The sequence below is a fragment of the Streptomyces sp. x-19 genome, assembly GCF_046549115.1.
GTDB classification, from domain to species: domain Bacteria; phylum Actinomycetota; class Actinomycetes; order Streptomycetales; family Streptomycetaceae; genus Streptomyces; species Streptomyces albulus_C.
In genome coordinates this window covers 1-12,099 of sequence record NZ_JAJPWK010000030.1, presented here as the reverse complement: position 1 = coordinate 12,099, position 12,099 = coordinate 1, and the positions used below count along the sequence as shown (strand labels likewise).

Below are 12,099 nucleotides of genomic sequence, written 5' to 3'. Positions count from 1 at the left end.
CGGGGCCTTCGGGCCACCTCGCGCCACCCTCCGTGGGGGCGGCGGTTCGCGACGGGGAACCAGGGAATCCCCGTGCGCGGCGGACAACGCAACGGCCCGCACCGGAGAACGGTGCGGGCCGTGAAATGCGGTCCTGACGGGATTTGAACCCGCGGCCTCCACCTTGACAGGGTGGCGAGCACTCCAAACTGCTCCACAGGACCTTGATCTTCGCTTTCCGCTTGCGGCGGGCTGCGAAGCAAGACTCTACAGCAGGTCAGGGGGTGCGGTCGAACTCGGTCCCGGCTGCCGCCCCGCGCTCGGCTCGGCTACGGCGCCGCGGCGTCCACCGCCTTCATGATCCGCTTGTCGGAGACCGGGTACGCGGTGCCCAGGGCGTGCGCGAAGTAGCTCACCCGCAGCTCCTCGATCATCCAGCGGATCTCCCGGGCCGCGGCCGGCACCGGGCGTCCCTGGGGGAACTGCTCCAGCAGCCAGGCGTATTCGTCCTGCATCTCCTTCACCTTCGCCATCCGGCTGCGGTCCCGTTCGGCGTTGGTGGGCAGTTGCGTCAGGCGGCGGTCGACGGCGACCAGGTAGCGCATCAGGTCCGGCAGCCGCTTGGCACCGTGGGCGGTCACGAAGCCCGGCTTGATCAGCTCCGCCAGCTGCTCCTTGACGTCCGTCAGCGACGGCAGCAGGGACGCGAACGAGGTCGCCTTCAGCCGGCGCTCGCACGCCTGCCAGGCGGCCAGCACCTCCTGCACCTGCTGGATGGTCTTCAGCGTCGCGTCGACGAGGTCGGCCCGCACCGCGTCGAAGAGCTTGCGGAACGCCTCCTCGTCCCAGGCCGGACCGCCGCGCGCCGCGATCAGCCGGTCCGCCGCCGCGGTCACGCAGTCCTCGAAGAGCGCCGCGATGGAGCCGTGGGGATTGCGGGAGAGCGCCAGCTTCTGCTGGTTGCTCAGCTTGTCCTGGGCGAACTTGGCCGGGTTGGCGGGGACGTTGAGCAGGATGAGGCGGCGGGTGCCGGCCCACATGGCCGCCAGTTGCTCGGCCTCGGTGTCGAACAGCCGCACCGCGACGCTGCTGCCCTCGTCGACCAGCGCCGGGTACGCCTTCACCGGCTGGCCGGCGCGGCGGGTCTCGAAGGTGCGTGGCAGCGTGCCGATCGTCCAGGACGTCAGCCCGGTGCGCTGCTCCGGGCCGGCCGGCGGGGTCTCGCCCCGGCCGCCCCTGCGGTCCTTGCCGGGACGCTCGGCGGCCTGCTCGAAGGCCCGGGAGATGGCGGCGCGGGTCTTCGGCTTCAGTTGGAGCCGCAGCGCCTCCAGGTCCTTGGCCTCGGCCAGCTTGCGGCGTCGTTCGTCGACCACCCGGAAGGTGATCTTCAGGTGGTCGGGGACCTTGGCGAGGTCGAAGTCCGCGGCCTCCACCGGCACCCCCACCATCCGCTGCAGGCCGGCGGCGAGCGAGGTCGTCAGCGCGCCCTGGAGGGGGACGGTGGAGTCCAGGAACCGGGCGGCGAAGTTCGGCGCCGGGACGTAGTTGCGGCGGATCGGCTTGGGCAGCGAACGGATCAGTTCGGTCACCAACTGCTCGCGCAGGCCCGGGATCTGCCAGTCGAAGCCCTCGGCGGCCACCTGGTTGAGGACCTGGAGCGGGACGTGGACGGTGACGCCGTCCGCGTCCGCGCCGGGCTCGAACTGGTAGGTGACCTTGAACTTCAGCTTCCCCTGGCGCCAGGAGTCCGGGTAGTCGTCCTTGGTGACCGCCTCGGCCGACTCGTTGATGAGCATCGAGTGCTCGAAGTTGAGCAGCTCCGGCTCTTCCCGGTGCTTCTTCTTCCACCACGCGTCGAAGTGCGCCCCGGAGACCACGTCCGCGGGGATCCGCTGGTCGTAGAAGTCGAAGAGCGTCTCGTCGTCGACGAGGATGTCGCGGCGTCGGGCGCGGTGCTCCAACTCCTCGACTTCGCCGAGGAGTTTGCGGTTGTCATGGAAGAACTGGTGGTGGGTGCGCCAATCGCCCTCCACCAGGGCGTTCCGGATGAAGAGGTCACGGGAGACCTCGGGGTCGATCCGCCCGTAGTTGACCTTGCGCTGGGCCACGATCGGGACGCCGTAGAGCGTCACCCGCTCGTAGGCCATCACCGCGGCCATCTTCTGTTCCCAGTGCGGTTCACTGTGGGTCCGCTTCACGAGGTGCTCGGCCAGCGGCTCGATCCACTCCGGCTCGACCCGGGCGTTGACCCGCGCCCACAGCCGGGAGGTCTCGACCAGCTCGGCGGACATCACCCAGCGGGGCGGCTTCTTGAAGAGGGCGGAGCCGGGGAACACCGCGAACTTCGCGCTGCGGGCGCCCAGGTACTCGTTCTTGGCGTCCGCGTCCTTGAGTCCGATGTGCGAAAGCAAACCGGCGAGCAATGACGTGTGGATGTGGTCCGGCGCCGCGTCCGTCTCGTTGAGGTGGACGCCCATGCCCTTGGCGACCGTGCGCAGCTGCGTGTAGATGTCCTGCCACTCGCGTATCCGCAGGTAGTTCAGGAACTCCGTGCGGCACATCCGGCGGAAGGCTGACGAGGAGAGCGCCTTTTGCTGCTCGCGGACGTAACTCCAGAGGTTGAGGAACGCCAGGAAGTCCGACGTCTCGTCCTTGAAGCGGGCGTGCTGCTGGTCGGCCTGCTGCTGCTTGTCCGACGGGCGCTCGCGCGGGTCCTGGATGGACAGCGCCGCCGCGATCACCATGACCTCGCGGGCGCAGCCGTTGCGGTCCGCCTCCAGCACCATGCGGGCCAGCCGCGGGTCCACCGGCAGCTGGGAGAGCTTGCGGCCCAGCGGGGTCAGCCGTTTGCGGGCGTCCTTCTGCGTGGCGTCCAGCGCGCCCAGCTCGCGCAGCAGGTCGATGCCGTCCTTGATGTTGCGGCGGTCCGGCGCGTCGATGAACGGGAACTTCTCGATGTCGCCGAGGCCGGCCGCGGTCATCTGGAGGATGACGGAGGCGAGGTTCGTCCTGAGGATCTCCGCGTCGGTGAACTCCGGGCGGGTCAGGAAGTCGTCCTCGGAGTACAGCCGGATGCAGATGCCGTCGCTGGTCCGGCCGCAGCGGCCCTTGCGCTGGTTGGCGCTGGCCTGCGACACCGGCTCGATGGGCAGCCGCTGCACCTTGGTGCGGAAGCTGTAGCGCGAGATCCGGGCCATGCCGGGGTCGATGACGTACTTGATGCCCGGGACGGTCAGCGAGGTCTCGGCGACGTTGGTGGCCAGCACGATCCGGCGGCCGCTGTGCCGCTGGAAGACGCGGTGCTGCTCGGCGTGCGACAGCCGGGCGTACAGCGGGAGCACCTCCGTCGCCGGCAGGTTCTTCTTGTTGAGCGCGTCCGCGGTGTCCCGGATCTCGCGCTCGCCGGAGAGGAAGACCAGGACGTCGCCGGGGCCCTCGGCCTGGAGCTCGTCCACCGCGTCGCAGATCGCGGTGATCTGGTCGCGGTCGGGGTCCTGGCCGCCCTCCTCCAGCAGCGGGCGGTACCGCACCTCCACCGGGTACGTGCGCCCGGAGACCTCGACGATCGGCGCGTCCCCGAAGTGCCGGGAGAACCGCTCGGGGTCGATGGTCGCGGAGGTGATGACCACCTTCAGGTCCGGGCGCTTGGGCAGCAGCTGCGCCAGGTACCCGAGGATGAAGTCGATGTTGAGGCTGCGCTCGTGCGCCTCGTCGATGATGATCGTGTCGTACTGCTGCAGCTCGCGGTCCGTCTGGATCTCGGCGAGCAGGATGCCGTCGGTCATCAGCTTGACGAGGGTGTCGCCGCCGACCTGGTCGGTGAAGCGGACCTTCCAGCCGACCGCCTCGCCCAACGGGGTCTTCAGCTCCTCGGCCACCCGCTCGGCGACCGTACGGGCCGCGATCCGGCGCGGCTGGGTGTGGCCGATCAGGCCCCGGACCCCGCGCCCCAGCTCCAGACAGATCTTGGGGATCTGGGTGGTCTTCCCGGAGCCGGTCTCGCCCGCGACGATCACCACCTGGTGGTCGCGGATGGCCGCGAGGATCTCGTCCTTCTTCTGGCTGACCGGGAGTTCCGGCGGATAGCTCACCGCGGGCATCGCCTCGCGCCGCTGCGCCACGCGCAGCTCCGCCTCGTCGAGGCCGGCGGCGATCTCGGTGAGCACCGCGGCCCGCGCCTCGGGCTTGCGGATCCGGCGCGCGCCGTCGAGCCGGCGCCCCAGCCGCTGCTGGTCGCGCAGCATCAGCTCGGGAAGTCGCTTCAGCAGGGAGGGCAGCGTGGAGGCGGCGCCGTCGGACGGGGCGGAGGCAGGCTGACTGGACATACGTCCCCCAGGATCTCACCTCGCGGAAAAGACTGGCGAACGATTTGCCGGCGGCGGCCTGTCCCCCACCCCCACCTGCGGTGATCGTCGCGGCCCGGGCCCGGCGCGCGCCGGCGCCGCGGCCGGGACGGCCCGGCCCCCCGACGGGCCGCGGCGGGAACCGGCCCGCTCGGCTCGGGAGCCCCGAGCGGTATGCCCGACATGGGTGGTTTAGCGTGTTGAGCATGCGTGATCATGAAGAGGACGCCGCTCCCCATGGCGCACACGGCCGGCCCCGGAGCTGGTCGCAGCGGTGGACGGCCTTCGCGGCGTCGCCCTTCCTCCCGGCGGTCGTCCTGATGTTCATCCTCGCCGCGGCGGCCGGCCTCTTCGCCGGCTCGTACACCTACGCCATGGCCAACCCGGCCCCGCGCCACATCCCCACCGCCGTGGTCACCACCCCCGCCGCCCCGCAGCAGCGGGCCTTCGTCGCCGGCATGGAGCAGGCCCTGAACGCCTCCCTCCAGCTGACCGACTACGCCACCTACGCCGACGCCCGGAACGCCGTCGACGAGCAGCGCGAGTTCGCGGTGCTGCGCGCCCACGGGCGCGGGGTGGGACTGGACGTCTCCGGCGCCTCGGGCGCGTCGGTGGCCCAACTGCTGTCCGAGGCCGCCGCGAAGGTCGGTCCGGCCACCGGCGTGCCCGTCACCGTCCGCGACGTCACACCGCTGCAGCACGGCGATCCGCGCGGGCTGGCGCTCTTCTACATCTCCCTGGCAGCCGTGATCATCGGCTTCGTCGGCGCCATCCAGCTCAGCGTGCACGCCCGCGCCCTCAACCCGGCCGAACGGACCGCCTTCACCGTGGCCAACGCCCTGCTCGGCGGCTTCGCCATCGCCGCGGTGGCCGACTGGTGGCTGGGCGCGCTCCGGCTGCCGTTCGTCGAGTCCTGGATGATCCTCGCGCTGACCATGTTCACGTCCGGCATGGTCTTCACGATGTTCAACACCCTCATGGGCCGCTGGGCGATGATCCCCACCTGGGGGCTGATGGTCCTGCTCGGCAACCCCTCGTCCGGCGGCGCGGTCTCCTGGCCGCTGCTGCCGTCCGCCCTCGGCCAGATCGGCCGCTGGCTGCCACCGGGTGCCTCCGTCAACGCCCAGCACACCGCGGTCTACTTCGGCGGTCACCAGCACGCCTTCCCGTTCCTGGTACTGGCCGGCTGGTCGGCGCTCTCCTGCGCGGTCTTCTGGGGCTGGCGGCACCGCCACCCGGGCGGCCGCGAACCGTCCCCGTCGCCCGCGCACGCCGCCGACGCCTGAACCCGCGGCGGTGCTCTGCGGGCCCGTCCGGCCCGGGCTTCGGCGCGGGCCCGCCAGCGGGGCGGAACTTCCCACCCGGCCGCTCCGGCACGTTCTTTCTCGGACCTGCGGAATTCCCGACGAAGAACCCGACAAAGAAGAAGGTCCCGGTTCAGATGAACCGGGACCTTCTCCCAATGGGTGTGGCTGGGGCCGGGGTCGAACCGGCGACCTTCCGCTTTTCAGGCGGACGCTCGTACCAACTGAGCTACCCAGCCGCAGCGGTCCTGACGGGATTTGAACCCGCGGCCTCCACCTTGACAGGGTGGCGAGCACTCCAAACTGCTCCACAGGACCTTGCATTGTGCGAGGTGGCTTGCACCAGTCTCGCACACGGTGGTGCGTGCCCCCAACGGGATTCGAACCCGTGCTACCGCCTTGAAAGGGCGGCGTCCTGGGCCACTAGACGATGAGGGCTGATGGCCCGCCTTGGCGCCGTTTCCGGCTCCGTCGGGGACGTGAGAAGCATATGGGATGGGAGGACCGTTCGCCAAAACGGTTTACCCGGGCCCGTCGGAAGCCGTCGCCGACGGGCCGGCTGACGGGGTGCCGCCCGGCGCCGCGGGCCGGTTCTCGCGGGGCAGGTGACGGCTGACCTCGGCGCGGGTCAGACCCAGTCCCCCCAGCGTGATCTCGTCCCACGCCTGGAGCCGTTTGGTGGTGCGGTCCAGGTAGAGCACCGACGCCTGGACGGGCGCGGGCTGCTTGTTCTGGACGGCCCGCAGCCCGCCGCCGCCCGTGGAGCCCTCGACCATCAGCCGGGTTCCCTGGGGGAGCGTGGTGATCTCGCGGTGGTGGACGTGGCCCGCCAGCGCCAGCGGGACCAGGCCGTCGGTCTCCGTCACCGCGGTCGGGTTGTGGGCGAGGGCGATGTCGACCGGGGTGCCGGCGAGTCGTTGGGTGCGCAGCGCGTCGGCGAGTCGGCCGCCGGCGGTGCGCTCGGCCGCGTCGCCGGCCGGCGCCACCGAGCGGTCCGGGGTGAACTGCGGGTCGCCGACGCCCGCGATGCGGACCCCGGCCACCTGGGCGACCCGCCCGCCGTCGAGGACGGTGACGTGCTTGCGGGCGGTCAGGTAGCGCTGGGTGCCGCGCGAGTCGTGGTTGCCGCGGACCCAGACGTACGGCGCGCCCAGGGTGGAGGCCGGGTCCAGGAAGTGGTTCTCGGCAGTCGAACCGTGGTCCATGGTGTCGCCGGTGTCGATGATCACGTCGATCCGGTACTGCTTCACCAGCGAGGCGATGAGGTGCCAGCTGGCCGGGTTCAGGTGGATGTCGGAGACGTGCAGCACCCGGAGGGTGGTCGGGTCGGGCTGGTAGGCGGGCAGCGTCGATGCGGTGTCGTAGAGCTTGCTGACGTTGGTGACCAGACGCGCCAACTCCTTTTGGTAGACGTCGAATTCGCTGACGATGCTGCGGGCGTTGCCGACCACGGACGGGGCGGAGGAGAGGAGCCCGGAGAACCGCGGCTCCAGTACGGACTGGGGGTTCCAGGTGGCGTACGCGGTGGCGCCGGAGGCGGTGAGCAGGGCGAGGGCGAGACCGCCGGCGGCCAGTGCGCGGCGCGGCCGCCGGTAGACGACCAGGCCCAGCGCGGTGGCGCCGCAGACCGCCGCGGCGCAGGAGGCCGCCACCAGGCCGGCGGCGCCACGCAGCACGTCGTGGGTGACCTGCGCCTGGAGGCCGGCGAACCGTTCGGGATGGTCGACCAGTTCCGCGGAGCGCGCCGGGTCCAGCCGATCGACGTCCACGTCGAGGCGGATCGGGGCGGCGTGGCTGTCCAGTTCCAGGTCGCCCAGCGGCGGGACGGTGATCCGGGTGCCGCCGGCCAGGGACGGGCGCAGCGCCATGCTGGTGTCCACCGGGCCGACCGGGGCCCGGACCCCGCCGAGGGCCAACAGCCCCAGCCAGGCGCCGAGCACGCTCACGGCCAGCAGGCCGAGCGCCCGGGCGTACGGACCGGCGGACGGCCCGGGCGCGGCGCCGGGTGCCGCGCGGCGGACGGTCGGTGAGCGCCGTCCGGTGCCGGGTGGTCCGGGTGCGGCCGGGTGGCTCCGGCGACCGGGGCGGCGGGGGCCCGGGAAGCGGAGGCGGAGGCGGCCTGGCGGGTCGGGGCGGGGTGTCCGGGAGCGCGCGGCGCGGGCCATTGGTCCCCTATGCCCGCTGTGCCGGCCGTCATGCGGGACGGGCCGGTTCCGCCCGCGGGCGGGCGGCGGTGACGGACAATGGGGGCGTGCTGGAAATGACGCGCGAGGAGTTCGAGGAACTGGTCGCCGAGGCGCTGGACCGGATCCCGCCGGAGTTGACCCGGCTCATGGACAACGTGGCGGTCTTCGTCGAGGACGAACCGCCGGCCGACGATCCCGACCTGCTCGGGCTCTACGAAGGGACCCCGCTCACCGACCGCGGCGAGTGGTACGCGGGCGTCCTGCCGGACCGGATCACCATCTACCGGCGCCCGACGCTGCGGATGTGCGACACGCGGGAAGACGTGGTCGCGGAGACCGAGGTGACGGTCGTTCACGAGATCGCACACCACTTCGGGATCGACGACGCGCGGCTGCACGCGCTCGGCTACGGCTGACGACCCCCGCCCGCGCCGGCCGGATCCGGTGCGGGTGTCCGCCGCCGCGTGTCCTCCACCGGGGGGCGGGAGTTGGGCAGGGCGTCCGACGCCGTCCCGCGCCCCGGATCCGGAGGTCCCGCCCGTGAGCCCGATGCCCCCTCGTCCACAGTCCGCCGCCGATCCGTCCCCGCCGGGGGCCGCCGCCCGCAGAGGGGCCGCCGGGGCGGCCGGGCGCTCGATGGCGCGCGTCACGGCCGCCGCGGTGACCGTCTCCGCGCTGGCCGCCTCACTGGCCGGCTGCATGAGCGTCAGCGATCCCGGACAGCCCGCACCGTCCGGCAGCGCCGCCCGGCACGGCGACGAGAAGGGGCGGCCCCACCGACCCGGCGGGCTGACCGTCGACGGGCGGGGCGGCGGTCCGCACCGGACGGGCCACGGCGGGCCCGCGCAGCCGGCGGACGGCGGTGCCGGGCCGGCCGGCGAGGACGACGCCGGGGCCTCGCCGAGCCCCGAGCCGTCCGCGCCGCCGTCGGCCCCGGTGGCGCCCCCGCAGCCCGCCCAGCCGTCCGGCCCCGAGCCGGGGCCGGCGCACGGCAGGCCCCCCGGCCCGGGCGGCCCCGCGGGCCCGGCGCAGCCTTCGCCGTCCCGTTCCGCCCACCCGTCGTCCCCGCCCAGCGCACCGGCCCCCGGCACGCCGAGCGCCCCGCCCGCCGGGCCGTCGGGCGGGCCTGCGTCACCGGCCGGCGGCGCGCAGGCGTCCGGACCGTCGCCGCTGTCCCCGAAGCTCTCCCCGAAGTCGTCGGGGGCGGCAGGGGTGGCAGGGACGTCCACGGCTGCTGCGTCGTCGGGCGCGCGCTCGCCGGTGCCGGGGAGCGGCTCCGCATCGCTGTCCGCGGGGGTGTCGCCGCAGGTGGAGTGGGACGCCTGAGGGTCTGAGCGGGGCCGGCGGGGGTGGGGTGTGGCCGGGCTCATTTGCCTTGCGGGGGGAAGGGTGCGTATGGTGGTAGATCGTTTGATCCCATTTGCCCGGCGCCTGAAAACAGCGCGCCGTGTGGCGCGTTCTCTCCCTTGCCGTGGCTGACCGCATAGAGGCGGTCTTTGCGAAATCACACGGAGTTGTGGGCGCGTGCCGAGACTCCGGAAGGTTTCGCATTTCGCATGTCCGTTTCCCTTGATCAGTCCGCCCTGCCCGCGAACGACGAGCAGCCCGAGCCCACCGAGACCCAGGCGGTCGTCGCCGACGAGCTGACGCCGGCGGTGGACGCCGTCGAGGCCGAGGCCGCTGAGGCCACCGAGGCCGCTGCCGAGGCCGTCGACGCCGCCGAGGACGACGACGCCCAGACCGTGACGTTCGCGGACCTCGGGCTCCCCGAGGGCGTCGTCCGCAAGCTCGCGCAGAACGGCGTCACCACCCCCTTCCCGATCCAGGCCGCGACCATCCCGGACGCGCTGGCCGGCAAGGACATCCTGGGCCGCGGCCGCACCGGCTCCGGCAAGACCCTCTCCTTCGGTCTGCCGACCCTGGCCCGCCTGGCCGACGGCCGCACCGAGAAGAAGAAGCCGCGCGCGGTCATCCTCACCCCGACCCGTGAGCTCGCGATGCAGGTCGCGGACGCCCTGCAGCCCTACGGCGACGTCCTCGGCCTGAAGATGAAGGTCGTCTGCGGCGGTACGTCCATGGGCAACCAGATCTACGCCCTGGAGCGCGGCGTCGACATCCTCGTCGCCACCCCGGGCCGGCTGCGCGACATCATCAACCGCGGCGCCTGCTCCCTGGAGGACGTCCAGGTCGCCGTCCTCGACGAGGCCGACCAGATGTCCGACCTGGGCTTCCTGCCCGAGGTCACCGAGCTGCTCGACCAGGTGCCCGACGGCGGTCAGCGGATGCTGTTCTCGGCCACGATGGAGAACGAGATCTCCACGCTGGTCAAGCGCTACCTGACCAACCCGGTCAGCCACGAGGTCGACAGCGCCCAGGGCAACGTCACGACCATGACCCACCACGTCCTCGTCGTGAAGCCGAAGGACAAGGCGCCGGTCACCGCCGCGATCGCCGCCCGCAAGGGCCGCACCATCATCTTCGTCCGCACCCAGCTGGGCGCCGAGCGGGTCGCCGAGCAGCTGATCGAGGCCGGCGTCACGGCCGACGCGCTGCACGGCGGCATGACGCAGGGCGCCCGCACCCGGGTCCTCGCGGACTTCAAGGACGGCTACCTCAACGCGCTGGTCGCCACCGACGTCGCCGCCCGCGGCATCCACGTCGACGGCATCGACCTGGTCCTGAACGTCGACCCGGCCGGCGACCACAAGGACTACCTGCACCGCTCGGGCCGCACCGCCCGCGCCGGCCAGTCCGGCACCGTCGTCTCGCTGTCGCTGCCGCACCAGCGCCGGCAGATCTTCCGCCTGATGGAGGACGCGGGCGTCGACGCCTCGCGCCACATCGTCGGCGGCGCCGGTGCCTTCGACGAGGAACTGGCGCGGATCACCGGTGCGCGTTCGCTCACCGAGGTCCAGGCCGATTCGGCGAACAACACCGCCAAGCAGGCCGAGCGCGAGGTCAGCGTCCTCACCAAGGAGCTGGAGCGGCTGCAGCGCCGCGCCACCGAACTGCGCGAGGAGGCCGACCGGCTGACCGCCCGGGCCGCCCGCGAGCGCGGCGAGGACCCGGCGGAGGCGCTGGCGGTGACCGCGCAGGCGGCCGCCGAGGCGGCTGCGGAAGCGGCGACCGAGGCCACCGTGCCGGCGCAGGCCGGGCCGAGCGACCGTCGCCCCGAGCGCCGGGACGACCGTGGTGGCGCCGGTCGTGACCGTCGCGACGAGCGCGGCAACTTCGAGCGCCGGGACCGTCGTGACGACCGCGGTGGTCGTTCCTTCGACCGTCGTGACGAGCGGGGCGGCTTCGGCCGGGATCGTCGTGACGACCGCGGTGGTCGTTCCTTCGACCGTCGTGACGACCGTCGTGACGAGCGCGGTGGCTTCGGTCGGGACCGTGACCGGGACCGTCGTGACGACCGCGGTGGCCGTTCCTTCGACCGTCGTGACGACCGTCGTGACGAGCGCGGTGGCTTCGGTCGGGACCGTGACCGGGACCGTCGTGACGACCGCGGTGGCCGTTCCTTCGACCGCCGTGACGACCGTCGCGACGACCGCGGCGGCTTCCACCGGGACCGCGGCGAGCGCCCGGCCCGTCCGTTCAACCGCGACGACCGCTCCGGCAGCCGTCCCACCGGTGGCTTCCGCTCCGGCGGCGACCGTCCGTTCAACCGCGACGACCGCTCCGGCGGCCGGCCGTCCTCCGGTTACCGTTCCGGCGGCGACCGCCCCTACGGCCGGCGTGACGACCACCGTGGCTCCGGCAGCGCCTCTGGCAGTGCCTCTGGCAGTGCCTCCGGCTTCGGCCGTCGCGAGGACAAGCCGCGCTGGAAGCGCAACGGCTGAGTCGGCCGTGACCGGCGGCGTGGCTGATACCCGCCGCTGACCCGCACCACCCGCACCACCCGCCCAGGGCCCGTACGGCATCGAAGTGCCGTACGGGCCCTGGGTTTTGACGTGCTGCGGGCGGCCGGGACGGGCTGCGGGTCGGCGGGGGACGCGGGCGGCTCGTGGCGCCCGGGAAGCAGCCATGGCCGGGGAATCGGGGGCGGCCGGCACCGGTTGCGGCACGCCGTTGATCGGCCAGATCCCCGATGCCTTCGGGCTGCGGCGCGTCCTCCGGCTATGCTGCTCGGTGCGGGCCATTAGCTCAATTGGCAGAGCAGTGGACTTTTAATCGAATTCTGTCGAGTAGCCGCTCGGCCGAGCCGAGTCCCGGAACCCTCGCGCATATCGCTCTGACCTGCATGTTCGGTAACCCGACTGGTGATTCCCGGTCGGGTTTTGCCATGCC

The 12,099-nt window shown here is 72.7% G+C and carries 6 protein-coding genes and 4 tRNA genes; 4 read left to right on the top strand and 6 right to left on the bottom strand.

Going from position 1 to position 12,099, the window contains the following annotated elements:
* Positions 1–128: 128 nt before the first annotated feature.
* Together ACLJT4_RS37115 and hrpA are read right to left on the bottom strand one after the other, a co-directional pair.
* A tRNA-Asp gene (locus tag ACLJT4_RS37115) sits at positions 129–203 on the bottom strand.
* 105 nt (positions 204–308) lie between these two features.
* A complete protein-coding gene (gene hrpA, locus ACLJT4_RS37110; RefSeq protein ID WP_411129359.1) occupies positions 309–4,304 on the bottom strand; it encodes an ATP-dependent RNA helicase HrpA in 3,996 nt (1,331 codons plus the stop codon).
* 224 nt (positions 4,305–4,528) lie between these two features.
* Here hrpA and ACLJT4_RS37105 point away from each other — a divergent pair, with 224 nt between their 5' ends.
* A complete protein-coding gene (locus tag ACLJT4_RS37105; RefSeq protein ID WP_411129357.1) occupies positions 4,529–5,608 on the top strand; it encodes an ABC transporter permease in 1,080 nt (359 codons plus the stop codon).
* Positions 5,609–5,791: 183 nt separating this feature from the next.
* Here the strand turns inward: ACLJT4_RS37105 and ACLJT4_RS37100 are convergent.
* The 4 genes from ACLJT4_RS37100 to ACLJT4_RS37085 form a co-directional block, all read right to left on the bottom strand.
* A tRNA-Phe gene (locus ACLJT4_RS37100) sits at positions 5,792–5,865 on the bottom strand.
* A 4-nt stretch (positions 5,866–5,869) separates the two neighbouring features.
* Positions 5,870–5,944: transfer RNA gene (locus ACLJT4_RS37095), tRNA-Asp, on the bottom strand.
* A 47-nt stretch (positions 5,945–5,991) separates the two neighbouring features.
* A tRNA-Glu gene (locus tag ACLJT4_RS37090) sits at positions 5,992–6,064 on the bottom strand.
* 83 nt (positions 6,065–6,147) lie between these two features.
* A complete protein-coding gene (locus tag ACLJT4_RS37085; RefSeq protein ID WP_411129355.1) occupies positions 6,148–7,791 on the bottom strand; it encodes a metallophosphoesterase in 1,644 nt (547 codons plus the stop codon).
* A gap of 86 nt (positions 7,792–7,877) precedes the next feature.
* Here ACLJT4_RS37085 and ACLJT4_RS37080 point away from each other — a divergent pair, with 86 nt between their 5' ends.
* The 3 genes from ACLJT4_RS37080 to ACLJT4_RS37070 all read left to right on the top strand — a co-directional run bounded on the left by ACLJT4_RS37080 (position 7,878) and on the right by ACLJT4_RS37070 (position 11,651).
* Positions 7,878–8,228, top strand: coding sequence for a metallopeptidase family protein (locus ACLJT4_RS37080; protein ID WP_016578497.1), 351 nt, complete (start codon positions 7,878–7,880; stop codon positions 8,226–8,228).
* Between the two features lie 133 nt (positions 8,229–8,361).
* Entirely contained in the window at positions 8,362–9,138 is a 777-nt protein-coding gene (locus tag ACLJT4_RS37075; protein ID WP_411129353.1) for a hypothetical protein, read from the top strand.
* Between the two features lie 230 nt (positions 9,139–9,368).
* Complete coding sequence (locus ACLJT4_RS37070) at positions 9,369–11,651, top strand: DEAD/DEAH box helicase (RefSeq protein ID WP_411129351.1); 2,283 nt, start codon at positions 9,369–9,371, stop codon at positions 11,649–11,651.
* Positions 11,652–12,099 lie beyond the last annotated feature (448 nt).

Bases quoted from the DNA above. Each gene is read 5' to 3' on its own strand.
- hrpA (WP_411129359.1), bottom strand. From the start codon at position 4,304: ATGTCCAGTCAGCCTGCCTCCGCCCCGTCCGACGGCGCCGCCTCCACG.
- ACLJT4_RS37075 (WP_411129353.1), top strand. From the start codon at position 8,362: ATGCCCCCTCGTCCACAGTCCGCCGCCGATCCGTCCCCGCCGGGGGCC.
- ACLJT4_RS37085 (WP_411129355.1), bottom strand. From the start codon at position 7,791: ATGGCCCGCGCCGCGCGCTCCCGGACACCCCGCCCCGACCCGCCAGGC.
- ACLJT4_RS37105 (WP_411129357.1), top strand. From the start codon at position 4,529: ATGCGTGATCATGAAGAGGACGCCGCTCCCCATGGCGCACACGGCCGG.
- ACLJT4_RS37070 (WP_411129351.1), top strand. From the start codon at position 9,369: ATGTCCGTTTCCCTTGATCAGTCCGCCCTGCCCGCGAACGACGAGCAG.